Origin of the sequence: Luteimonas galliterrae, from assembly GCF_023374055.1 — a bacterium.
GTDB classification, from domain to species: domain Bacteria; phylum Pseudomonadota; class Gammaproteobacteria; order Xanthomonadales; family Xanthomonadaceae; genus Luteimonas_C; species Luteimonas_C galliterrae.
This window is the reverse complement of the sequence record NZ_JAMBEP010000001.1, coordinates 1,025,788-1,048,912: the sequence shown is the minus strand read 5'-3', so window position 1 is coordinate 1,048,912 and position 23,125 is coordinate 1,025,788. Positions and strand designations below refer to the sequence as shown.

Genomic DNA, 23,125 nt, shown 5'->3' with positions numbered 1-23,125 from the left:
CGCGTGGCTCCTGGCGTAGAAATGGGGGCAGAAGTCAAAACGTCCTCTGGACCCTTTCGCTGAATACATATGCCTATGTCGAGAACAGCCCGGTTGGTTGCCCAGGTGCAGGCTCTCTGATTTCCCACACGGATGAGCCGCTCGTGCCTTGGAGGCGCGGTAGTTCGGTTATGGGATGTTTCCAGCGCTTGCTTGTAGGTTCAGTTCGTGTAACCGAGGGTCGTCCTCGATTACAGCGCAGCGCAACGAGCCCGGCTTATGACCCAGTTACGAAAACACCCGCGCACGGCGGGTGTCGGTCAAGTTCTTGATCGGGTAGGGGATTCGGAAATCGATCGACAGCTCAGGTCGGCATTGCGAACGCGACGCTCTCCCAGCTGAGCTACCGCCCCATGCGGGCAATTCTAGCGAGCCGCGCCCGGCCGCGCCAGCCGGTGGCGTGGCGCAACCCCGGTAAGGGCCGCCGTCCGCCCGAGGGGTGCGTACATTTACGCATCGCGCGAAGTGGTTTTTTCGGTCGCCTCCGCTGTGCCGCAACGGCAGACTTCGCGGTACCCGCTTGGCCGTTCGAAAGCAAGCGCTCCAAGGTACGGCTTATGAACCATTCGCGCCGGTCGTGCAATCCGCCCATTGCGGCGGGGCTATCGATCGTCCTGGCGACCTTCGCAGGCTGCGCATCGACGCCGCCGAGCGCCCGCAGCAAGGACGCGCTGGCGTCGGTGCCCGAGATCCGTCCGGGCGTGCCCGCAGGCTATCTCGGCCATCGCGTGCCCGACAGCCTTTTGCTGTTGCCGCCGCCGCCGCCGCCGGGTTCGGCCGGTTTCAGGCAGGACCAAGCGGTGAGCCGCGCGTCGCAAAGACTTCACGGCACATCGCGTTATGCGCTGGCCGCCGCCGACGCCGATCTGGCTTTTCCGCACGCCCCCAACGCATTCGCCTGCGCGCTCGGCGCGCCTATCTCGCAACAGGATACGCCGCGCCTCTACTTGCTGTTGAAGCGCGCCATGACCGACGCCGGGCTCGCCACTTACGGCGCCAAAGACGAATACAGTCGTACGCGTCCTTTCGTCCACTATGGGGAAGGAACCTGCGCGCCGGCCGACGAAGCGATGCTGCGCAACGACGGCTCTTATCCCTCCGGCCACACTTCGGTCGGATGGGCATGGGCCCTGATCCTGGCGCAACTGGCGCCGGCGCGCGCCGACGCGCTGTTGGCGCGCGGCCGTTCCTTCGGCGAGAGCCGGCTGGTCTGCAATGCGCATTGGTCGAGCGATGTGATCGAGGGCCGCGCTATCGCATCGGCCACGGTCGCCAAGTTGCATTCGGAAGCTGCGTTCAACGCCGACATGAACGCCGCTAGCCGCGAGATCGAAGCGGTTCGACGGCGCAGCGTTGCGCCCGGTCGGGACTGCGCGTCGGAAGCGGCGGCATTGGCGATCAAAATTCCCGGCGCGCTCTAAAAGCGGGAGCTAGCCCGGTTTCAGGTCTCGGTCGTCTGATCGGGCGCGATATCCGGCGGCGCGCCCTTGGCGACAACCCCGGTCGCCGTCAGGTCCGCGGTGACGTTGCCGAGCGTGGCGAACACGTCGGGAATCGTATCGACCGCCAGCAGGATGCCCAACGGCTCCACCGGCAGGCCCATCGCCTGCGTCACCGGCATGTTGGTGGCCATGAAGCTGGCCTGGCCGGGCAGGCCGACCGAGCCCATGCTGATCACCACCGACAGCGCCACCGCCACCGCGTATTGCGCCACGCTCAGGTCGGTGCCGAACACCCAGGCGATGAACGCGATCACGCTGATGTATTGCACCGGACTGTTGATCCGGAACAGCGATACCGCCATCGGCAGCACCAGCGAGGTGACCGACAACGGATAACCCAGCCGCGAGCGTGCGCTCTCGATCATCGCCGGCAACGAGGCCAGCGAGGACTGCGTACTGGCCGCCACCACCTGCGCGGGCAGGATGCCGGCGGCGAAGCGCCGCACGGGCACGTTGCCGAAGAAGGCCGCCACCAGGTACATCAGCAGCGTCACCGACAGGTAGATCACGCTCTGTAGTGCGATGTAGTAGCCCAGCGCGCTGATCATGCTCAGGCCGACCCGCGCGCACACCGCGAACACCAGCGCGAATACGCCCAGCGGCGCGGCCCACAGCACCCAGCGCACGATCACGATCATCGCGTCGGCGATGGTCTGCAGGAAATCGATCATGCGGCCGCGGCGTTCGCCGTCGATGCGGGTCAACGCGAAGCCGAAGAACAGCGCGAACACCACCAGCGGCAGCATCGCACCCTGCGCGGCGGCGTTGATGGCGTTGCTGGGCACGATCGAGGCGATCCAGTCCGACAACGAAGTCGGCGCCGCCGCGGCGGCCGTCGTCGACGAGGCTTGCAGGCGTTCGGCCAGCGCGGCGTCGTGCGGGAGCAAGGACAGCAGGAATTCCGAAGCGACCGCGGTGAAGGCGGCGCCCGCGGTCAGCAACACGATGAACACGATCATCGCCTGCCGCGCCGTGCGGCCCGAGGCCGCGGCGTTGCTCGCCGTGTTGACGCCGATCACCACCAGCGCCACGACCAACGGCACCACCGTCATCTGCAGCGCGCTCAGCCACAGGCGTCCGATCGGTTGCACTGCGTCGGCGGCCTGGATTGCGACAACCGGATCCCACATCGCCAGCAGCAAGCCGCCGGCGGCGCCAAGGATCAAGGCCAGCAGTACGCGGGTGGTCAACGACATGCGAACGTCCTTCTGCAGAGGATTTCAGGGTGTTTTTCTCCTTCCCCTTCAAGGGGAAGGCCGGGATGGGGATGGTTTTGAAGCGCGGCGGGCAGCAGGCTCGAGCGAAAACCATCCCCACCCAACCCTCCCCTTGAAGGGGAGGGCTTATGCGCGACGCGGGCTTGCCTCATGGCGGAAGACCCCACGCCTCTTTCAAGCGAAGATATTCGGCATCGGGAAGCAGCACGAACACCGGCTGCGATTCCGGTTCCAGCCAGCCGTACAGGCGCTGCATCGCCGGCTCGGCCATCGCCGTGCAACCCGCGGTGGTCTGGCCGGGCGCCTTCCACAAATGCGCGAAGATGCAACTGCCGGCGCCGGGCTTGGCGTCCGGGTTGTGTTCGATGACGAAGCCCAGCTTGTAGCGTTGGTCGCCTTGGTTGTGCAGGTCCAGGCGCATCGGCTCGGTCGAGCCGGCGACCGCGGCTCGACCGACTTCATCCGCATCGACGATCCGGTTGTAGAGCGGCGATGCGGCGACATCCATGCAGTAGCTCGATTCGCGCATCGCGGCATAGGGCAGGGCGGTATCCGCAGCGTTGGCATAACCGAACGCCGTACCGATGCGGAACACGCCGGCCGGTGCGCGGCCGTCGCCTTCGCGTTTGCCCGGCCCGTTGCTTTGGGCCGGATGCAGTCCCAATCCCCAGGCGGATCCCGAACGGCCGACGGCGACCGGCGTCGCCGCGCCGATTTCGCGCCAGCCGCCTTCGTCGCGCACGAAAGTGCGCAGGCTGCCGTCGGTGGCGTTCCAACCGGAAGTGGTCACCACGACCATCTGCCGTGCATCCGACCAGGGAGAAGAAGCTTCTTTTCGGAAAAAATTTTGGCTGCAGGCGCCCGCCGCCAAGGCGACGAATGCCACCAGGCATAGCGCAACGGTACGGAGGATCCCCTTTCTTCGGAGAAGGGGCGATTGCGTCGGGTCGTGGGGTCTTTTCATGGTTCGAGCATAAGCTGGATCCGCTCGCGATTGGCGTCCAGCCGCGCCATGCGATCGTCGCCCTCGCACAGCAGCACGAAGATCAGGTCCAACAGGTGCTGCAGCGCTGATTGGTACAGCAGCGGCTCGATGTGCATGCGCTCGTCGTGCGCGGACACCACCAGGGACACGTCGGCATACGCGCGCAACGGGTTGGCGGTGTGGCGGGTGACCGACACCACTTTGCCTTTGCGTTCGTGGAACTGGCGGCTGATCTGGCTCAGCGCGACTTGGTTGCCGTGCTCGGAGAACACCAGCAGCACATCGCCGGGATTGGCCGCGGAAACGCTGGTGGCCATCAGCACCGGGTCGAAGTGGTGCACGGTCAGGATGCCCAGCAGCGACAGCTTCAACGCGAACGCGCGCGCCGCGACGCCGTCCTCGTCCAGCCCGATCACGAACACGCGCCCGGCGCCGGCGATGGCGGCCGCGATCGCGTCGATCTTGTCGGGCGGATTGATCAGCCGCGTTTCCTCCTCGGCCTGCGCCTTCTGCCGCCACAGGTCCTCGGCCAGCGCGGCGTGCGGATGGTCCGCCGTGGAAGGCTGGCGACGGTCTTCCTCGCCGCCGGTATTGCGCGCCACCGCTTCGCCCACCGAGTACTTCAGGTCCGGATAGCCCTTGAAACCCAGCTTCTGGCTGAACTTGACGACGCTCGACTGGCTGATGCCCAAAGCGCTGGCCAGCTGCTGCGACGAGTAGTCGCGCAGCAGGTGCGCGTTGTCGAGGATGAAGTCGGCGATGCGGCGTTCGATCGCCGACATCTGGTCGCGTTCGGAGCGGATCTTCAGCAGCGGCGGCATGGCGGTCGCCTCCGGCTCAGACTGCGATCGGTTCCAGCCCGCGGATCTCGCGGATGCCCAGCCCGGGCGCATCGGTCACGGAGATCTCGGACTCGTTGAAGATCACGCCGCCGTCGACAGGATTGAACTGGCTCAGCGACGGACCGTCCAGGTCGATCTTGGTGATCACGTTGGCTTTGGCCACGGCCACGTGCACCGCCGCGGCGACGCTGATGCTGGTCTCCAGCATGCACCCGATCATGCATTCCACCCCGTACAGGGCGGCGATGTCGGCGATGCGGATCGCGTTGGAGATGCCGCCGGTCTTCATCAGCTTGATGTTGATGATGTCGGCGGCGCGCATCTTGATCAGCTCCACCACTTCCATCGGGCCGAACACGCTTTCGTCGGCCATCACCGGCGTATGCACGCGGTCGGTCACGTACTTCAGGCCGTCGATGTCCTGCGCCTTCACCGGCTGCTCCAGCAGCTCGAGCAACACGCCGGCGTCTTCCAGCGTATGCATCGCGTAGACGGCCTGCTTGGCGGTCCAGCCCTGGTTGGCATCCAGGCGGAGCAGGGCGCGACCTTCGACCGCGGCGTAGATCGCCTTCACCCGCTCGATGTCCAGGCCGATGTCCTTGCCCACCTTGATCTTCAGCGATTCGAAACCGCGGTCAACCGCGGCGATCGAATCGGCCACCATCTTGTCGATGTAGTCCACGCTGATGGTGATGTCTGTCGTGATCACCGGGTCGCCGCCGCCGAGCATCTTGTACAGCGGCGCGCCGTAGAGCTGTCCGAACAGGTCGTAGATGGCGATCTCGACCGCGGCCTTGGCGCTGGTGTTCTTCTCCAGCGCGGTCTGGATCAGCTGGGTTATGCGGTTGAGATTGGCGATCTCCTGGCCGATCAGCCGCGGCGCGATGAACTTGTCGATGGCCTCGACGATCGAGCCGTGCGTGTCGCCGGTAATCACCGCGGTGGCCGGCGCTTCGCCGTAGCCGACGTGGCCACTGTCGGTGTGCACGATCACCACGATGTCCTCGACCGTCTCGACGGTGCGCAACGCGGTCTTGAATGGGGTTTTCAGCGGTACCCGCAGCATGCCGAACTTGATTTCGGTGATTTTCATCTGTTTTTCTGGTCCGTCAGGGGCGGATGCGTTGGATGTTGGTGATGCGGTCGATGTAGCTCTGCTCGTCGTTGAACATCAGCACGGACAACGGGGTGACCGACACGCCGTTGAGCTTGCCGCCGATCACCTTGCCGTCCGGTCCGCGCCAGGAACCGCCGTTGGTGTCGTGGATCACGTACGGCATGCCGTTGTCGTGGCCGATCACCATCATCACGTGGCCGGGGATGTAGACGAGGTCGCCGACCTGCAGGTCGCGCACGACGGGATCGCGCTTGTCGCGGCCGTCGCCGGGTTCGAAATGGATCCGGTCGAGCGCCGGGCTCACGCTCTGGTCGCTGGTGTTGCGGGGCAGGGCGATGCCGAAGCTGCGGTACACCTCGGACACGAAGCCGCTGCAATCGCGGGTGTTGTAGGAATGGCCCCAGCCGTAGCGTTCGCCCAGGAACTTGAAGCTCTGCCGCAACACGTTGGCGCGATTCAGCGGCAGGTAATCCGCGCTGACGTCCGCATTGCGCGGCAGCAGCGCCGGCGAGAATTGCAGCGCGCCGTCCTTGCCGCGCACCGGCAGTTCGATCACGTGCGACGAATACGGGTGCTGACCGTTCACCGGCTTGTCCGCCGGCCAATCGCGCAGTAGCGGCACGCGCACGCCCATCTCGAGCTGCAGATCCGAGACCTGCGGTTGTTCGGGCGTGAACACGGTGCGCGCGGTGGCGCCGGTCACCACCAGGTACGGCGCCTTCCGCGTGTATCCAAACACCGCCTGCTTGCCGCCTTCGGCGACCTTATCCTTTTCGATCCACGCCGCGTACAGCGCGCTGGCCACGAACCACCATTTGCGGTCGCGGCTTTCGTGGACGATGGCCACCGGCGTGCCGGGGAACAGCGCGCTTTCCTGGAAGCGGTCGATATCGGTATCGCCTTGGCGGCTGAACACGCGCAGCCGCGTCGGGAACGTGCGCAGATCGGCGCGATGCACGACCAGGCCGTAGCGCGTGACTTGCGAGGCGGGTACCGCATCGATGCGCACGTCCCTGACCAGGGCGTCCAGCGTCTTCGCCGGTACTTCGCGGCCTTGTTCGTCGTACAGCGTCCTGCTCGGGCGCTGCGAAAGATCGCCGATCCATGTTTTGACTTGCGCGCCGTTGAGATGGTCGGGCAGGGCTTCGATGTCGCGCACCGAATTGTCGGTCCGCTGCAGGCGCGCGTTTTGCGCGACGATCGCGGCGCGGTCGAGCACGATGCGATCGGCTTGCGGCTGGCGGCGTATCCAATAGTCCGCATCCAGCTGCGCATCCTGGACGCCGGGAACGCCGCGGGTGTCGGTCGCTGGCGCTCGCGGCGCGGGAGAAGTCGGCCCTGGGGCCGTAGCGCAGCCGCCGAGCAGCAGGATCGCCGCCAGCAGCGCATGCCCGAAACGGGATAGGTAGGCCTGGTCCATCGTCATGTCTCCCCTGCAGCCGCCATGCGCCATGCCTGCCTGTTCTTGTGCGCTGCGGAATACGTATTTCTTATAGCATAGATCAAAAGAATAAATTATTGACGATGGGCACAGGCACATGTTACACAGCCGTTACCGGGGCTTTTGTGGGGAAGCCGCACGTTGGACAGCATGCGACCAGTCAGCCACCGCCCGCCAGGGCGCTCGCGCCCGTGTCTCCGGGTGGGGTTGCTCGTGGCCGCGTTGCTTGCCGGCTCGGTCGCCTGGGCTAGCGAACCGGCGGCTCCGCCAAACGGTGCCGATGGCCAGGCTGCGATCGTCGCGCTGATCGATGCCGGTCAGTTCAAAGTCGCCGAGGCGCAGATCGCCCAATCCCTTGCCGACGACCGGCTCGCGCCGCAGACGCGCGAGGCGCTCGAATTCCAGCGCGAGCGCATGCGCCGCATCCTGATCGATTTCACACTGAGCGAAGACGAGGCGAAAGCCCGCGTCCGCAAGCAGATCCCGGATCTGAAGGACGACGAGTTCGCCAAATGGGACGCCGCCGGCCTGCTCGAACACCAGACCATCGACGGCCGCAAGCTGTATTTCAGCCGTGCGCCCTCCAACCTGTTCCGCCTGAGCGCGGAAGCCCGCGCGCGTCGCGCGCAGCAGACGCCATTCAACGACAGTCCGCTGGAAAAATCGCACCCGCACCATAAACAAGTGCATGACGAAGCGATCGCCAGCGGCCGTTCCAGCGCCGCGCCGCATTCCGTGCGCGTGACCCAATCGATCACGGTCGATGCCGATGCGGTGCCCGCCGGCGAAACCTTGCGGGCCTGGGTGCCGTATCCGCGCGCCATCGCCGGCCAGCAGGAAAACATCCGTTTCGTCGCAAGCGTCCCCGCCAAACACCAGATCGCGCCGGAATCGGCGATGCAGCGCACCGTCTATCTCGAGCAGCCGGCCGAAGCGGGCAAGAAGACCACGTTCTCGATCACTTACGAACTGGACATCTACGGCCGCTACCACGCCATGGACCCCGACAAAGTCGTGCCGGTGCAGCCGACGCCTGAGCTGGCGCCTTTCCTGGGCGAACGCCCGCCGCACATCGTGTTCACCGACGACATGCGCAAGTTCTCGCGCGAAGTCGTCGGCGACGAGAAGAATCCGTACCGGATCGCGAAGAAGCTGTACGAAGCCGTCGACCGCATCCCGTGGGCCGGCGCGCGCGAGTATTCTACCATCACCAACATCAGCGACTACGCCTTGCACGCGGGCCACGGCGACTGCGGCCAGGTCACGCTGCTGCTGATGACCTTGCTGCGCATGAACGGCATCCCGTCGCGCTGGCAGTCCGGGATGATCTTTTCCGACGGGGAATACAACAACCTGCACGACTGGGGCCAGATGTACCTGGCCCCTTACGGTTGGGTACCGGTGGACGTGAGCTTCGGCAGGCTCGCCGACGCGCCGGCCGAACTGCAGGATTTCTATTTCGGCGGCATCGACGGCTACCGCATCGCCTTCAACGACGACTACGGCCGCGACTTCGCGCCCAAGAAGGAATTCTTCCGCTCCGAAACCGTCGACCTGCAGCGCGGCGAGGTGGAATGGAAGGGCGGCAATCTGTATTTCGACCAGTGGGATTACGACTTCGAATGGAAGGTGCTCCCGCGTGGGGCGGCGAAGGACACGCAGTAGCACGAACGCACGAGATATCTACGCGCAACATCAACAACGACACCAGACCGCAACACCCTGGAGGGGGCATGAAAAACATGGCACTGAAGAGAACTGCAATTTGCATCGCCATGGGCGCATGCCTGGCGACGCTGTCGCCCCTTGCACTTGCGCAGAACGCCACTGGTGCGGTGGCGGGTCGCGCCGACGCCGGTGCGCAGGTTACGGTGACCAACACCGCGACGGGCTTGAGCCGTAGCGTGACGGCGAACGCCGATGGCAGCTATCGCCTGAGCCAACTACCGGTCGGCGAATATCGCGTGCAGGTCAGTCGCGATGGCCAAGCGGTCGGCAGTCCCATATCCGCGAACGTCGCGTTGGGCGGTACGACCACGGTGAATCTTGGCGGCATCGGTGATCTCGATACGGTGACCGTGGTCGGATCCCGCGTCATCAACCGCGTCGACGTCCGTTCTACCGAGTCGTCGACCAACCTCGACCGCCAGGAACTGGCGCGGCTGCCGGTTGACCAGAATCTGACTTCGGTCGCGCTGCTGGCGCCGGGAGTGGTCAACTCGGGCGCCACCTTCGGCGGCCTTACATTCGGCGGCTCGTCGGTTGCTGAAAACGCCGTCTACATCAACGGCCTGAACGTGACCGACCCCTATCTCCGCCGGGGGTTTTCGTCGGTACCGTTCGGCTTCTTCGAACAGTTCCAGATCAAGACCGGCGGTTATTCGGCGGAATTCGGCCGTACGACTGGCGGCGTCATCAATGCCGTGACGCGCTCCGGCAGTAACGAATTTCACGGCGGCGTCGAGTTGACATTTGAGCCATCTGCGTGGAGCGAGCAGAAGGACGACCATTTCCACAGCGACGGTTCCGACGATGAGCGTGGCCTCACGAGCCGGGACGACAGCTCGCTCTTCAAGACCAACGTATGGGCATCCGGACCCATTGTGAAGGACAGGCTGTTCTTCTTCGGGATGTATGAGAGGCGCGATGCCGACTCGAGGGACATCGACAGGGAAGAGGCGTTCTACACGAACAGCCCGAACGACTTCTGGGGCGCCAAGTTCGACTGGCAGATCACCGACGATCACCTGCTGGAACTGTTGGCCTTCTCCGACGAGGCGGAGTCGACGATCTCCAACTACGATTACACCTGGGACGCCTCGGCGTTGGGTGATTACAACGGCGACAGCACGTCGGGCTCCGGCGGCGATAACTGGTCGCTCACCTACACCGGCCATTTCACCGACAATTTCGTCGCCAAGGCGATGTATGGCGTGAACAAGCGAAGCGCCTTCAGCGGTAGTCCGCGGGATGTCGATTGCAGCATCGTCTCGCTCGGCGGCACCTACACCTCCTTGTATGGCGATCCCGGGCCCGAAGGCTGCCATCCTACTAACGTTTCCATCAGCGACCGTGCCGACCGGCGCGAGGCGGCACGGCTGGATTTCGAGTGGACGCTCGGCGACCACCTGCTGCGCTTCGGTGCGGACCAGGAAGTGATGGATTCCAACAGTTCGACACTGTATCCGGGCGACGGCGTGAGCTACACGGCGCAGGCCATTACCAACGACGACAACGACCCAAACATCCCCGGCGAGGTCAACGGCGTCGTTCTTCCCTATGGCACCACCTACGTCGATGCGCGCCGTTACATCACCGGCGCCCCGGTCTCGACCAAGGCCCAGGCGTTCTACATCGAAGATAATTGGAACGTGACGCCGAACCTGCTGCTGAACCTTGGCGTGCGGGCGGACAAGTTTGAAAACACGCTCGCGTCGGGCGCTACCTTCGCCAAGGCCGATTTCAGCGACATGATCTCGCCGCGCATCGGTTTCAGTTGGGATATGAAGGGCGACGGCACGACCAAGCTATTCGGTAATGCCGGCCGGTATTATTTGCCGCTGACCAACAAGCTCACCGACTATTTCGGCGGCGGCACCACCGACGAACATGCCTACTACATGCTCAATGGCTGGACTGAGCAGATCGATCCTGTCACGGGTGGTACCTATCTCCTCCCGAACATCGGCGCGCAGATCGGGCCGCTCAATACCGACGGCAACGCGCCGGCGCCCGACGATGTGCGCACGGCAGTCGCCCGTGACCTGGAAATGGTGTTCCAGGACGAATACATCGTGGGGTTCCAGCAGGCGATCAACCAGGCATGGTCGTATGGCGTCAACGCTACCTACCGCAAGGTAAGCAATGCCGTGGAAGACACGCGCATCAACCATTCCAATTGCCCGGGCAACTGGAACTTCCCCATCATCAATCCCGGCGAGACGAACACCCTGTGGTGCGAGTCGACCCAGTCTTGGGTGGATATCGATACCTCGGTTGATGGTTACCAGGCGTCCGGCAGCGGCATGGTCACGGGATACAAGAAGCCCAGGCGCACCTATAAAGCGGTGGAGTTCCAGCTCGATCGGGCTTGGGACGACAAGTGGGCGTTCAACGCCAGCTACGTCTGGTCCAAGAGCGAAGGCAACATCGAAGGCCCGGTGAATTCGGATACGGGCTATGCCGATACCAACTTGGTGCAGTTCTACGACCATCCGGCCGTCAACGAACGCTACGGCGTGTTGTTCAACGACTTCCGTCACCAGATCAAGCTGCGCGGCAGTTACAAGCTCAGCGAGATGTGGAGCTTCGGCGCCACGTTCTCCGCGCGTTCCGGCGGCCCGATCACCGCCTTCGGCACGCGCTGGCCCAACGACAACCGCGGATTTGGCCCCGGCGAGTTCAGCGGCGGCGGCTCGGGCTGGCTGTGCGTGGCGGAATGTTCCAGCTTGGACCGACAGATGGTCTACACGGAGCGGGGCGCGTTCGGCCGCATGCCGTGGGTCAAGGACCTGGGCCTCAACGTGACCTTTACGCCGTTCCAAGACATCAACCTGAAGGCGCGTTTATCCGTGTACAACGTGCTCAACGACCAGACGGTCGTCAATGTGCACTCGCGCTACGAAAGCACCCCGGGATCGAAGATGCCTTATTTCGGTGAAGGAACGGTGTGGCAGTCGCCGCGCTACATGCAACTGGTCGTGTCGTACAGCTATTGAGTGTGATTAGCCCCCGGCTTGGCGGCCCGCTCGCGCGGGCCGCTTTTTTTCGTTTACGGACCGCGGCAGGATGTCCGATAACGCCATCGAGGTGCCGATAGCATGAACAAACCGCGTTTTCACCACGTGTTCGCTCTGCTGGCGGCCATGTCGTTGTCATCGCACGCGGCGAAGCCGGGCGATGCCGCCATCAATGCGGCCTTCGACGACGCGGTCGCCCGCTACCATCTGCCAGGGCTGGCCGTCGGCGTCGTGCAGGATGGCGAGATCGTCTATTCCCGCACATCGGGCGAGCTGGCCGCAGGCACAGGCAAGAAGATCGACAACGGCACGCTTTTCAAGATCGCTTCTAACAGCAAGGCCATGACCGCCGCGGTGCTCGCGCGGTTGGTGGATGCCGGCAAGCTCAAGTGGACCGATCCGGTCGCCAAGCATCTGCCGCAATTCCGCATGTACGACCCGTGGGTCGCGCGCGAGATGCAGGTGCGCGACCTGCTGATCCACAACAGCGGCATGGGCGCCGGCGCCGGTGACCTGATGCTGTGGCCGGAGCCGAACGAATTCACCCGCGCGGACGTCATCAAGGGCCTGGCCTATCTCAAGCCGGTCTACAGCTTCCGTTCGCGCTACGCCTACGACAACACGCTGTACATCGTCGCCGGCGAGGTGGCCGCGGCGGCGGGCGGGGCGCCTTACGAGGAACTGGTGCGCCGCGAGATTTTCGGCCCGCTGGGATTGTCGCGCTGCCAGGTCGGCGAATGGAGCCGTGACGCGGTCGGCAACGTCGCCCAGCCGCATACGCGCAGCGGCGGCCGCAACATCGTCGTCAATGCGGACGGCGAAACGATCCGTGCGATCCCGATGGCGGCGGCGGGCGGCATCCGCTGCAGCCTCAACGACATGCTGAAATGGGCGCAGATGTGGCTGGCGCCCGATCGTTTCGGCGTTGTCGACAGCAAGCCCTGGCTGTCGCAGGCCCAGCGCGATGCGGTGTGGACCGCGCAGATGACGATGCCGCTATCCAAGCGCATGCGCGATTGGGACGACAGCCATTACTCGGCTTACGGTTATGGTTGGCGGCTGACCGACGTCGACGGTACGCAAAAGGTGTCGCACACAGGCACGTTGTCCGGCATGTACTCGTCCCTGACCTTGCTGCCGGAAAAGAAAACCGGCTTCGTGATCCTGATCAATGCCGACGCCGACGAAGCCAGAACCGTGCTGAACCAGACGCTGGTGAAGCACTTCACTGCGCCAGCGCAGAAGCGCACCGTCGCGTACTACGCGCAGCGGATCGCCGAGGAAGAGCACGGCGGGAGCGTCGCCGCCAAGGCGCCCGATACTTCATCGCGCAAAGCGGTCGCGGCTCCTGCAATGCGAGACAAGCTCGGCATCTACCGGGATCCGTGGTTCGGCGAGGTTTCGATCTGTCCGAAGGACGCCAGCGTCCATTTCGAATCAAAAAAATCGCCGATGCTGGCCGGAACCGTGATGCGCGTAGGCGACCGACTGCTGGTCGATTGGGATAATGACCGCGTCGATACCGAAGCCTGGCTGGATTTCGCCATGGGCGAGGATCGTCCGGTCCTGACGATGGCCAAGACCGACCCCAACGGCGATTTCAGCTACGACTATGAAGACCTGCATTTCGAACGAATCCGCGATTGCCCCTGAATCGCGAAGCGCGACGGCTCGCCCGCTTGCTGCCGCAACGCTCGCATGCGTCGCACTGGCGACGGCCGCCTGCGCTTCGGTGGAAGTCGCGTCGGCGCCGACGCCCGCTGCGGCCGGCATGGTCGACATCCGCAGCCTGGTGCCCGACATCGCGCTGGAAATGCGCTACGCCGGCACGGAAAACTTCGTCGGACGCCGCGTCGACGGTTACGATGCGCCGAAGTGCTACTTGCACAAATCCGTGGCCGAGGCCTTGCGGCAGGTCGAACAGGATCTCCGCGGCGAAGGGCTGCGCCTGAAGCTGTTCGATTGCTACCGGCCGCGCCGCGCGGTGCTGGATTTCATGCGCTGGGCCGAAGACGAGACGGACCAGCGCACCAAGCCGCAGTACTACCCGGAAATGGAGAAAAGCCAATTGGTCGGCGAGTATATTTCGCCGACTTCCGGCCACAGCCGCGGCGCGACGCTGGACCTGACCTTGATGCGCTGCGAGGCCGACGGTCGCTGCGAACCGTTGCCGATGGGCACGGGATTCGATTATTTCGGGCCGGTCGCCAATACCGAGTCGCCGCGGATCACCGAGGCACAGCGCGCCAACCGCGAACGGCTGCGCCAGGCGATGGAGAAGCACGGCTTCGAGAATTATCCGAAGGAATGGTGGCACTACACCTTCAAGCCGGAGCCGACGCCGGATACGGCCTTCGATTTTCCGGTGCGCTGAGTTTTTTAAGCCGTCATCCCCGCGAAGGCGGGGATCCAGCGTCTTTGCGGTTGCTCTGTGTAGAGCGGAGTTTGCTCCGCTGCCTTTGCCGTTGGGTTTGTCGCGATCTGCCGGCCTTTCAGGCCGGGGTTTCGTCCGCTAAAACCGCGGCCGAGTGACTTTCTTTTTGTGGGGCCCAAAAAGAGAAGTCACCAAAGAAAAAGGGCCTTTGGAAGGGATCCCGGCGATGGGGTTCCCCCCGTGTTCTTGGCCACTTATCGCTGGCTCTCGGGATTCCTCCGTCGCTTCGACATTCAGATTCGAGGCGATCGACCCGAACGCCTCCTTAGCGAAACTCCGCAAAAGCCACGTCACCCATAGGCTGCGAATCAAAATCTAGTACCTGAGTAAGAAGGTCAGCCACGACGAAAGCTTAGGCCGCTGGCGGACTTTCAGGCGCGACGCATCGCACCGCAGTTCAGGCCTTTTCTTTGGTTACTTTCTTTGGGCCAGCAAAGAAAGTGACCCGCGCGTAGCGCGGAAGCTTTTTTCCATGGCGCGAGTCGCAGCGCAAGCGGCGAGGACGCGGGCCTGGATCCCGGCCTTCGCCGGGATGACGGCTTAGGGGCAAGAGCAACATGGGTCCCAGCGTTCGCTGGGATGACGGCTTAAAAAAGCAAACGGCATTAAAGCAAACGGCTTAGGAGCGAACGGCTTAAGAGCGAAGAGCAGCGGAGCAAGCTTCGCTCTACAGAGCCGGAACAAGAGCAGCGGGGCAAGCCCCGCTCTGCAAAGGCGGAGCAAAAAACAGGGCAAGCAAGGACAGCGGAGCAAGCTCCTCTCTACAGCGCGGAGCGAAGTGTTGGATGACATCCTGCTTTTGCGGAAGAATCTGACCGCATCTTACTTTCCTTCAGAGGCAGGCTCGCCGGGCGACGCAAGCAATGCCGACAATACCGGCTCCAACTGCCGCTTGCGCCAGCCAGAAAGCATGTCCGGCCACACGCCGCTTTCCAGCAGCACCTCCAGATAACGGCGCGAGGCGAGCACGCCGTCCGGCAGGCCGAGTTCGGCACTGCGTGCCGAGACCGCGTCCTGCATGCGCTTGAGCCGGTGCTTGTCGCGGTCGCCGGCGCTGGCCAACGGCATCGTGGGTTCGTCAGGCAACGGCGTCGCCAGAGCCTGCCAGATCGCGGCGCCGAGTTTGCGCGGCGCCTTGGGATGCGCGTCCAATTGCGCCTGCAGCGCAGGCGCATCGGCCGGTGGCGTGCGGGCCAGCGCGACCGCCAGATCGTTGTCCAGGATCCAACTGCGCGGCCGGTCGCTGTCGCGCGCCTGCCGCTCGCGCCAGCGCAGCAGGCGCAACAGGTGGCGTTGCGCGTCGGCGTCGAGGAACTGCGCAGTGCGCATGCCCAGATGCGGCCAGCGTTCGCCGGCATCGGCGGCGCTGCCCGACGCCAATCGCGCGGCATCTTCGGCCAGCCAGTCGTGGCGGTCGAGTTCGCGCAGACGCGTATCCAGCCGGTCGTGCAACGCGAACAAGTGGCGGACATCGTCGGCGGCGTATTCCAGCTGCGCAGCGGACAGCGGTCGTCGCAGCCAATCCGAACGCGTCTCGCCCTTGTCGAGCGTCACGCCCAGCAATTCCTGCACCAGACGCTGATAGCCCATGCCGGCAGCGATGCCAGACAGCGCGGCCGCGATCTGCGTATCGAACAGCGGCCGCGGCACCGTGCCGCAGGCGCGCTGGAAGGCCACCAGGTCTTCGCTGGCGCTGTGCATGATCTTGAGCACCGCCGGATCGTCCAACAGCGGCGCGAGCGCCTGCGGCATGCCCGGCACCAGCGGGTCGACCAGCAGTACATCGTCTTCGATGGCGATCTGCACCAGCGCCAGTTGCGGCCAATAGGTGCGCTCGCGGATGAATTCGGTGTCCAGGCCGATGCGCGCCGGGCGCGTGTCGAGGCGGCGGATCAGGGTATCGGGGTCGGAAATCCAGAGAGACAATGCGGGTCAACGGAATGGGTAAGTAGGCGAGCCTAACGGCTCTGGCGGTGTGCTTGTCAAACGCGGCGTCGCGCTGCCGGGTGGCAGGAAAGGGCGCGGCCAGTTAACGTGCCGGCCATGATCCGCATTGCATGGTGCCAGAAGGTCGGCGGAAAGCATCGCCCGGACGGAGGCAGTTTGCGCATTCTCGCGTGTTCCGCATTGCTGTTGGCGTTGTCCGCCGCTGGTTGCGGGGGCGACGAAACCGCGCCCGAACCCCGTCAGCAGGTGCCGCGCCCCGCAGCGTCCGCGAAAGGGCCGGCGCCCAGCGTGACGATCAGCGGCGACGACAGCGCCGCGCGATCGCTCAACTGGACCGCCCCGGCCGTTGCGCTGGACAGCGAGCGATTGTCCGCCGCCCGGCGCGATGCCGCCAAAGCGGTTAGGGAGCGGCGCTGGTACGCCGATGCGCAGTCGGCCATTCCCTTGTACCTGGCGATCCTGAAATTGGCGCCGGACGACACCGAAGCGCGCGCGGGTCTGGCGCGCGCATTGGACGGACTGCTGAAAGAAGGCGAAGCCGCGCTGGCGCAGACCGATCAGGACGAAGCGGCGCTCGGGCGCGCCCACGAGATCGCCGCGGTGGCCCGTACGGTGAATCCCGCCGATCCGGAAGTGATCGTCTACCTGACCCAGGTCGACCTGGCCGATCGCCTGCTGCAATTGAACGAACAGGGCGAGCGCGATCTGCAGGCCAGCCGCCTGGGCGAGGCCACCGACGGCGCGCTGCGCAAGTTTCGCGCGGTGCTGGCGCTGCGTCCGGAACAACCGCGGGCCATGCAGGGCCTGGCCGCCGTCGAAAGCGGTCTGATCCGCCGCGCCGAAGGCGCCGCCGAGCGCGGAGAGCTCGGTGCTGCACGTTACTGGCTGAAGCAGGCCGCCCGCTTGCGTCCGGACAGCGGCACCAATGCCGATGCCGCGGCGCGCGTCGAGGCTACGCGTTCCCGCTTGGTGGCGCGTTGGCACGACGACGGCATCGCGGCGCTGGACAAACCCGACGGTCTGGCGCTGGCACGAAGCAAACTGGCCGATGTGCTGCGCATCGCCCAGCCTGGCGATACCGCCGCGGCCGACCTGCGCGAACGCATCGAGCTGGCCGCGCATTACGGCCAATTCCGGCCCGGGCAGGCCTTCACCGACGCGTTGCGCGACGGCGCGCGCGGCCCGCAGATGGTGGTGGTGCCTCACGGCGGCTTCCGGATGGGCGCCAAGCAGGAGGAAGAAGGGGCGAGCAAGGCCGAATGGCCATCGCATTACGTGCGCTTCGACCGCGGCTTCGCGATGTCGCGCAGCGAAGTCACGGTGGGCGAATTCCGCCGCTTCATGCAGGCCACCGGCCACAACGCGCGCGCGACGCGGCGCGGGCACTCGATCGTGTACGACGAGCGCAGCGGCAACTTCGTGCGCCGCAGCGGGGTCGACTGGCGCAGCGATTACGTCGGCAATCCGGCCGCCGACGACCTGCCGGTGCTGCACGTCAGCGCGCGCGACGCCGAGGCCTACACCGACTGGCTCACCCACCAGAGCGGCCATCGCTACCGCCTGCCGAGCGAAGCCGAGTTCGAATACGCGATGCGCGCCGGCAACGACGGTCCGTGGCCTTGGGGCGAAGGCCGCGCGCCGCCGGGGTCGGGCAATTTGACCGGCAGCCTGGACCGTTCGCCGTCCGGCCGCACCTGGAGCAATGCGTTCCTAGGCTACGGCGACGGCCATTGGGGGCCGGCGCCGGTCGCCGCGGGCCGGCCCAATCGCTACGGCCTGTACGAGCTGGCCGGCAATGTCAGCGAATGGACCGCCGACTGCTGGCACGAAGGCTATCGACGCGCGCCGGCGGATGGGCGAGCATGGGTCAATCCGGGTTGCCGGACGCGCGTGATCCGCGGCGGCTCCTGGGCCAGTTCGCCGGCGCAGACGCGATCGGCGTGGCGCATGTCGGCGTCGGGCGATATCACCAATGCGCGGCTGGGTTTCCGGGTCGTGCGCGAGCTATAGACTGGCGGTGCGAAGGATGCGTGGGCGGTAGTCGGATCGTCCGCATCGAAGACAGGAGAAGGCCATGCGGATCGATCCATACGGCAACAGCGCTCGGGGCGGCCAACGTCGCGGCGGCATCCGTTGGTGGATATTGCTGCTGTTCGCCGGATACGCGGCTTACTACTGGTTCTCCAACCGCACCACCGATCCGATGACCGGCGAAAAAGTGGTCATCGACCGCAGCCTGTCCGCGGAGGACGAGAAACAGCTCGGCTTGCAGGCCTACCAGGAGATCCTCCAGCAGGAGCGGCCCGTCGATCCCAATTCCGCGGTCGCCAAACAAATCCGCGAAATCGCGCAGCGGCTCGTGGCCAAGGTCGATGTGGTCGAAACCGCGCTCGCGGCTGAGCACGGCCAGCAACCGCAACATTTTTCGCGCACGTTCGAGTGGGAAGTGAACGTGATCCAGTCCGACCAGGCCAACGCGTTCTGCCTGCCCGGTGGCAAAATGGCGGTCTACACCGGTTTGGTGCCGGTGGCGCAGAACGCCGACGCGATGGCGGCGGTGATGGGCCACGAGATCGCGCATGCCTTGCTGCGCCACGGTGCGCAGCGCATGGCGCAGCAGCGGTTGGCGCAACTGGGCCAGGTCGCCGGCGCGGTCAGCGGCATGGATGCGCAGACCCAGCAGATGGTGATGTCGGCCTATGGCTACGGGATGATGCTGCCGTATGCGCGGGCGCACGAAACGCAGGCCGATGAAGTCGGGCTGATGCTGGCCGCCGCAGCCTGCTTCAATCCGCAGGAGGCGATTCCGCTGTGGGAGCGCATGAGCGCGGCCAGCGGCGGACAGGCGCCGCCGGAGTTCGCCTCGACGCATCCCAACCCCGGCACCCGCATCGCCAATCTGCAGGCATTGATGCCCAAGGCGATGGAATACCGGGCGAAGTATTGCGAACAGGCCAAATGACCCGCGTGGAGCCGTTCGCATGCGCGGATTCGCCGTTCCCGTCCTGATCTGCTCGTTCGCGTTGTGGACGTGGTCCGCTGTTTCGGCCGCTACGCCCGCCGACGCGGTCACGACCCAGCAATTCGAGTCGCTGATGAATACCGTGGCGGCCGGCTGGAACGAAGGCGACGCGCGCAAGGCCGCCGACTGCTACACCGAGGACGCGCTCTATACCGAGCCACCCGATCGCCAGGTTTATCGCGGCCGCGAAGCGCTGTACGAATTCTTCCGCGGCGTGAAGCCGGCGCCGCCGACGCGGATGGTCTGGCATCACCTGGCTTTCGATGCGCAGGAGCGGATCGGTTTCGGCGAATACACCTTTCACGGGAATTCGCGCTATCACGGCATCGTGATCGTGAAATTGCGCGGCGGAAAGATCAGCAACTGGCGTGAGTATCAGTACAAGTCGGAAGTGCCGTGGGAAGAATTCACCCGGCACAACGGCTTTTGAATGCCCTTAAGCCGTCATTCCCGCCTTCGCGGGAATGACGGCTAAAAGCCAAAGGCGAGCAAGTACTCTCAGAAACTCATGAATAACCCGCCATTGACGGGAATATTCGCACCAGTGATGAACCCGGCGTCGTCGGCGGTGAGGAAGGTCACCGTGCGAGCGATTTCGTCCGGCCGGCCGAGACGCCCCACCGGCACCTTGTCGACGATGCCGCTGCGGATATCCTCCGGCATCGCCATCACCAGCGCGGTTTCGCAGTAGCCGGGCGACACCGAGTTCACCGTCACGCCCTTGCGTGCCACCTCCCGCGCCAGCGCCATGGTGAAGCCGTGCATGCCGGCCTTGGCGGCGGAGTAGTTGGTCTGGCCGAACTGGCCGGTCTGGCCGTTGACCGAGCTGATGTTGACCACGCGGCCGAAACCGCGCTCGGCCATGCCGTCCACGGCGTGGCGGCACAGGTTGAAAACGCCGTCCAGGTTGACGTTGAGCACCGCATCCCACTGCACGCGATCCATCTTGCGCAGCGTGGTGTCGCGGGTGATGCCGGCGGCGTTGATCAGGATGTCCAGCGAGCCGTGCTCGGCCTTCACCTTCTCGACCAGCGCGCCGCAGGCCTGGAAGTCGGCGACGTCGAGCGCTTCGAAGCGCACGTCGCGGCCTTCCACTTCGCGCAGGAATTCTTCGACGCGCTCGGGGCGCGTGCCCAAATCCGCCGCGATCACGGTACGGCCCGCGTCGGCGAGCGACTTGCAGATTTCTGTGCCCAAACCGCCGATGCCGCCGCTCACTACGGCCACGCGTTTGTTCATGTGTCTTGTTCCCCTATCGATGTTGGCGTCGCTGGTAGAGCGGGACTTGCTCCGCTGCTCGCTGTTCGTAGGAGCGGCTTCAGCCGCGAGTTCTTTTTCTGCCGCATGGCGCTTGGTCGAAAAGCTCGCGGCTGAAGCCGCTCCTACGAAGAACAACAGCGGAGCGAATTCGGCTCTGCAAGGCGAAAAGGAAAATCCGCGCGGCGCGCGGATTCTGAAATCGGAGCGGGGATCACTTCGCCCGCGTTTTGGCCGCGTCCTTATCGGCCGGCCGGGCGATGCCGCCGACCATGCTCTGCTGGAATTCCTTCCACAGTTCCAGGTTGCGCTCGGTCAGCTGGTTCATCATCGCCCACGGCGTCTGCCCGAGCATGCTGCCCATCTGCTGGCGGAACTGGTTCTGCTGCTCCAGGAACATCTGCATCGAGCGTTCCAGGTAGCTGCCCATGAAGCCTTGCAGAGAATCGCCGTAGAAACGGATCAGTTGGCTCAGCAATTGCGTGGACAGCATCGGTTCGCCGTCCTGTTCGTGCTCGGCGATGATCTGCAGCAGCACTTGGCGGGTCAGGTCCTCGCCGGTCTTGGCGTCGCGGACTTCGAATTCCTCACCGTCCACGATCAGCTGGCGCACGTCCTCGATCGTGATGTAGCTGGAGATCTCGGTGTCGTAAAGGCGGCGGTTGGGGTATTTCTTGATGATGCGGTTGGCAGCCATGCGCGGTTCCGGACGAAGCTGGGGGCCGAGCATGGCGCAGTGCAGCAGGCCTTGCAACCTGAATGGGGCGTATGGATTTCAGAGCCCGGTCCCAAGCGGGAACCGGGCAGCCGGGCCGCTACCAGCCCATGTACTGCCCGCCATTGGCGGACAGGTTGGCGCCAGTGATCCAGCTGGCCTCGTCGGGGATGAAGAAGGCCACGGCGTAGGCGATTTCTTCGGGGCTGCCGAGGCGGCCGGTGGGGATCTGCGCCACGATCTTGTTGCGCACTTCCTCGGGCACCGCCATCACCATGTCGGTGCCGATGTAGCCCGGCGAAACGGTGTTGACGGTGATGCCGAAGCGGGCGTTTTCCTGCGCCAGCGAAATAGTGAAGCCATGCATGCCGGCCTTGGCCGCGGCGTAGTTGGCCTGGCCGTACTGGCCCTTCTGGCCGTTGATCGAGCTGATCTGGATCACCCGGCCCCATTTGCGGTCGCGCATGCCTTCGATCACCGGCCGGGTCATGTTGTAGACCGAGTTGAGGTTGGTGTTGATCACCTCGTTCCACTGTTGCGGCGTCATCTTGTGGAAGGTGGTGTCGCGGGTGATGCCGGCGTTGTTGACCAGGATGTCGACCGGGCCGAGCTTGCTTTCCACTTCGCGCACCAGGGCCTCGGCCTCTTCCGGCGAGGATACGTCGCCCTTGGCCAGGGTGATGTCGTAACCCTGATCCTTGAGTTGCTGCTGCCAGGCGCGGGCCTTTTCCTCGTTGCGATAGTTGGTCGCCACCTTGTGCCCCAGATCCGCCAGTCGCTTGACGATGGCCGTGCCGATGCCGCCGGTGCCGCCGGTGACCAGTGCGATGCGGGGGGTCATGCTTTTCTCCATATTGCCGTCGGTGCGCGGCTCGTCCCGATTCTAGTCAGGCTTCGTGTCGCGGTCGTTGTGCAGCGCGGCGAGAGCGAGCCGCGGCGTGTGCGGCAGGCGGGCGGGGTCGAAGCTCCGATGCATGGCCTCGAGCATGGCGGCGACCGATCCGGTGCCTGCCGTGAGCGGCGCCTGTCCCAGCGCCCGCCACACCGCATGCATGGCCGGCAGTGGATCGGCCGGGTCCACCGGCAAAGCGGCCAGCGATTTGGACAGCTTGCGGCCGCCGGCGTCCACCACCAGCGGCAGGTGCGCGTAGCGCGGCGTCGGCAAATCCAATGCCCGTTGCAGCAGGATCTGGCGGGGCGTCGAGTCGAGCAGGTCGGCGCCGCGCACCACATCGGTGATGCCTTGCGCGGCGTCGTCGACGACCACCGCCAGTTGGTAGGCCCACAGCCCGTCCGTCCGGCGCAGCACGAAGTCGCCGACGTCGGCGGCCACGTCCTGATCGAAACGGCCCTGCAAGCTGTCTTCGAACGACACCCGCGTCCCGGCCGGCACGCGGAAGCGGATCGCGGGATCGGGGCGGGGCGAAGCGGCGACGCAGGCGCGGTGTACGCCGCCTTCGTCGGCCAGATCGCTGCGGCTGCAATGGCAGACGAAGGCCGCACCGCTGGCGAGCAACCGATCCAGCGCGGCCTGGTAGTGCGCGCCGCGTTCGCTTTGCTTGAGCGCCGGCGCATCGGACGCCAGGCCGAACGCCTGCAGGGTATGCATCTGCCGTTCAGCCGCGCCGGGCGCTTCGCGCGGCGGGTCGAGGTCTTCGATGCGGATCAGCCATTCGCCGCCGGCGTGGCGCGCGGCCAGCCAACTGCCGAAAGCGGCCAGCAGCGAGCCGAAATGCAGCGGTCCGGTGGGCGAGGGCGCGAAGCGGCCCCGGTAGGTTTGCGCGTCTGGCTGCACGGACGGTTCCGACGTTCGACGGCTTGAATTTAACCGGCTTCAACCACAATTTCGATCCATGCGCGGCCCCCAA

18 protein-coding genes are annotated in these 23,125 nt (G+C 65.1%); 8 read left to right on the top strand and 10 right to left on the bottom strand.

Annotation, left to right across the window (positions count from 1 at the left end):
* Positions 1-596: 596 nt before the first annotated feature.
* Positions 597-1,460, top strand: a complete 864-nt coding sequence (locus M2650_RS04725) for an acid phosphatase (RefSeq protein ID WP_249471873.1) — start codon at positions 597-599, stop codon at positions 1,458-1,460.
* A 20-nt stretch (positions 1,461-1,480) separates the two neighbouring features.
* Here the strand turns inward: M2650_RS04725 and M2650_RS04720 are convergent, their stop codons facing one another.
* The 5 genes from M2650_RS04720 to M2650_RS04700 all read right to left on the bottom strand — a co-directional run bounded on the left by M2650_RS04720 (position 1,481) and on the right by M2650_RS04700 (position 7,122).
* Entirely contained in the window at positions 1,481-2,737 is a 1,257-nt protein-coding gene (locus M2650_RS04720) for a dicarboxylate/amino acid:cation symporter (protein ID WP_249471872.1), read from the bottom strand.
* 169 nt (positions 2,738-2,906) lie between these two features.
* Positions 2,907-3,722 carry a L,D-transpeptidase family protein gene (locus M2650_RS04715; RefSeq protein ID WP_249471869.1) on the bottom strand — a complete coding sequence of 272 codons (816 nt, stop codon included), beginning with the start codon at positions 3,720-3,722 and terminating at the stop codon, positions 2,907-2,909.
* Positions 3,719-4,564 carry a MurR/RpiR family transcriptional regulator gene (locus M2650_RS04710; protein ID WP_249471864.1) on the bottom strand — a complete coding sequence of 282 codons (846 nt, stop codon included), beginning with the start codon at positions 4,562-4,564 and terminating at the stop codon, positions 3,719-3,721. Before M2650_RS04710 ends, M2650_RS04715 begins: the two co-directional genes overlap by 4 nt.
* Before the next feature lie 16 nt (positions 4,565-4,580).
* On the bottom strand, positions 4,581-5,678 hold the full coding sequence (locus M2650_RS04705; RefSeq protein WP_249471861.1) for a dipeptide epimerase: 1,098 nt from the start codon (positions 5,676-5,678) through the stop codon (positions 4,581-4,583).
* Positions 5,679-5,694: 16 nt separating this feature from the next.
* Positions 5,695-7,122: a C40 family peptidase gene (locus M2650_RS04700; protein ID WP_249471857.1), complete on the bottom strand. Its 1,428-nt coding sequence runs from the start codon at positions 7,120-7,122 to the stop codon at positions 5,695-5,697.
* A gap of 171 nt (positions 7,123-7,293) precedes the next feature.
* On the opposite strand from M2650_RS04700, the gene M2650_RS04695 reads away from it, so the two are divergent.
* The 4 genes from M2650_RS04695 (at position 7,294) to M2650_RS04680 (ending at position 14,256) form a co-directional block, all read left to right on the top strand.
* The gene (locus tag M2650_RS04695; RefSeq protein ID WP_249471855.1) at positions 7,294-8,808 is read left to right on the top strand and encodes a transglutaminase-like domain-containing protein; all 1,515 of its coding nucleotides are present in this window, start codon (positions 7,294-7,296) and stop codon (positions 8,806-8,808) included.
* A gap of 68 nt (positions 8,809-8,876) precedes the next feature.
* Positions 8,877-11,861 (top strand): TonB-dependent receptor, encoded by a 2,985-nt coding sequence (locus M2650_RS04690; protein WP_249471852.1) that lies wholly within the window; start codon positions 8,877-8,879, stop codon positions 11,859-11,861.
* Positions 11,862-11,963: 102 nt separating this feature from the next.
* Positions 11,964-13,535 (top strand): serine hydrolase, encoded by a 1,572-nt coding sequence (locus tag M2650_RS04685; RefSeq protein WP_249471850.1) that lies wholly within the window; start codon positions 11,964-11,966, stop codon positions 13,533-13,535.
* A gap of 79 nt (positions 13,536-13,614) precedes the next feature.
* Entirely contained in the window at positions 13,615-14,256 is a 642-nt protein-coding gene (locus M2650_RS04680) for a M15 family metallopeptidase (protein ID WP_345779836.1), read from the top strand.
* Positions 14,257-15,138: 882 nt separating this feature from the next.
* On the opposite strand, the gene rnd is transcribed toward M2650_RS04680, so the two are convergent.
* Positions 15,139-16,242, bottom strand: coding sequence for a ribonuclease D (gene rnd, locus M2650_RS04675; protein ID WP_249471845.1), 1,104 nt, complete (start codon positions 16,240-16,242; stop codon positions 15,139-15,141).
* 117 nt (positions 16,243-16,359) lie between these two features.
* Here rnd and M2650_RS04670 point away from each other — a divergent pair, with 117 nt between their 5' ends.
* The 3 genes from M2650_RS04670 (at position 16,360) to M2650_RS04660 (ending at position 19,715) form a co-directional block, all read left to right on the top strand.
* Positions 16,360-18,273 carry an SUMF1/EgtB/PvdO family nonheme iron enzyme gene (locus tag M2650_RS04670; RefSeq protein ID WP_249471840.1) on the top strand — a complete coding sequence of 638 codons (1,914 nt, stop codon included), beginning with the start codon at positions 16,360-16,362 and terminating at the stop codon, positions 18,271-18,273.
* 64 nt (positions 18,274-18,337) lie between these two features.
* Positions 18,338-19,225 (top strand): M48 family metallopeptidase, encoded by an 888-nt coding sequence (locus M2650_RS04665; RefSeq protein ID WP_249471835.1) that lies wholly within the window; start codon positions 18,338-18,340, stop codon positions 19,223-19,225.
* A gap of 19 nt (positions 19,226-19,244) precedes the next feature.
* Complete coding sequence (locus M2650_RS04660; RefSeq protein ID WP_249471833.1) at positions 19,245-19,715, top strand: nuclear transport factor 2 family protein; 471 nt, start codon at positions 19,245-19,247, stop codon at positions 19,713-19,715.
* A gap of 68 nt (positions 19,716-19,783) precedes the next feature.
* Here the strand turns inward: M2650_RS04660 and phbB (M2650_RS04655) are convergent, their stop codons facing one another.
* The 4 genes from phbB (M2650_RS04655) to gluQRS all read right to left on the bottom strand — a co-directional run bounded on the left by phbB (M2650_RS04655) (position 19,784) and on the right by gluQRS (position 23,052).
* Positions 19,784-20,524: an acetoacetyl-CoA reductase gene (gene phbB, locus M2650_RS04655; protein ID WP_249471831.1), complete on the bottom strand. Its 741-nt coding sequence runs from the start codon at positions 20,522-20,524 to the stop codon at positions 19,784-19,786.
* 232 nt (positions 20,525-20,756) lie between these two features.
* Positions 20,757-21,239, bottom strand: coding sequence for a polyhydroxyalkanoate synthesis repressor PhaR (gene phaR, locus M2650_RS04650; RefSeq protein ID WP_345779835.1), 483 nt, complete (start codon positions 21,237-21,239; stop codon positions 20,757-20,759).
* A gap of 118 nt (positions 21,240-21,357) precedes the next feature.
* Entirely contained in the window at positions 21,358-22,098 is a 741-nt protein-coding gene (phbB, locus tag M2650_RS04645) for a beta-ketoacyl-ACP reductase (RefSeq protein ID WP_249471829.1), read from the bottom strand.
* A 42-nt stretch (positions 22,099-22,140) separates the two neighbouring features.
* On the bottom strand, positions 22,141-23,052 hold the full coding sequence (gene gluQRS, locus M2650_RS04640) for a tRNA glutamyl-Q(34) synthetase GluQRS (RefSeq protein ID WP_249471826.1): 912 nt from the start codon (positions 23,050-23,052) through the stop codon (positions 22,141-22,143).
* Positions 23,053-23,125: the final 73 nt, after the last annotated feature.

What these genes read in the sequence shown, in the direction of transcription:
- M2650_RS04725 (WP_249471873.1), top strand. Translation starts at nt 597, where the DNA reads ATGAACCATTCGCGCCGGTCGTGCAATCCGCCCATTGCGGCGGGGCTA.
- M2650_RS04720 (WP_249471872.1), bottom strand. Translation starts at nt 2,737, where the DNA reads ATGTCGTTGACCACCCGCGTACTGCTGGCCTTGATCCTTGGCGCCGCC.
- M2650_RS04715 (WP_249471869.1), bottom strand. Translation starts at nt 3,722, where the DNA reads ATGAAAAGACCCCACGACCCGACGCAATCGCCCCTTCTCCGAAGAAAG.
- M2650_RS04710 (WP_249471864.1), bottom strand. Translation starts at nt 4,564, where the DNA reads ATGCCGCCGCTGCTGAAGATCCGCTCCGAACGCGACCAGATGTCGGCG.
- M2650_RS04705 (WP_249471861.1), bottom strand. Translation starts at nt 5,678, where the DNA reads ATGAAAATCACCGAAATCAAGTTCGGCATGCTGCGGGTACCGCTGAAA.
- M2650_RS04700 (WP_249471857.1), bottom strand. Translation starts at nt 7,122, where the DNA reads ATGGACCAGGCCTACCTATCCCGTTTCGGGCATGCGCTGCTGGCGGCG.
- M2650_RS04695 (WP_249471855.1), top strand. Translation starts at nt 7,294, where the DNA reads ATGCGACCAGTCAGCCACCGCCCGCCAGGGCGCTCGCGCCCGTGTCTC.
- M2650_RS04690 (WP_249471852.1), top strand. Translation starts at nt 8,877, where the DNA reads ATGAAAAACATGGCACTGAAGAGAACTGCAATTTGCATCGCCATGGGC.
- M2650_RS04685 (WP_249471850.1), top strand. Translation starts at nt 11,964, where the DNA reads ATGAACAAACCGCGTTTTCACCACGTGTTCGCTCTGCTGGCGGCCATG.
- M2650_RS04670 (WP_249471840.1), top strand. Translation starts at nt 16,360, where the DNA reads ATGATCCGCATTGCATGGTGCCAGAAGGTCGGCGGAAAGCATCGCCCG.
- M2650_RS04665 (WP_249471835.1), top strand. Translation starts at nt 18,338, where the DNA reads ATGCGGATCGATCCATACGGCAACAGCGCTCGGGGCGGCCAACGTCGC.
- M2650_RS04660 (WP_249471833.1), top strand. Translation starts at nt 19,245, where the DNA reads ATGCGCGGATTCGCCGTTCCCGTCCTGATCTGCTCGTTCGCGTTGTGG.
- phbB (WP_249471831.1), bottom strand. Translation starts at nt 20,524, where the DNA reads ATGAACAAACGCGTGGCCGTAGTGAGCGGCGGCATCGGCGGTTTGGGC.
- phaR (WP_345779835.1), bottom strand. Translation starts at nt 21,239, where the DNA reads ATGGCTGCCAACCGCATCATCAAGAAATACCCCAACCGCCGCCTTTAC.
- phbB (WP_249471829.1), bottom strand. Translation starts at nt 22,098, where the DNA reads ATGACCCCCCGCATCGCACTGGTCACCGGCGGCACCGGCGGCATCGGC.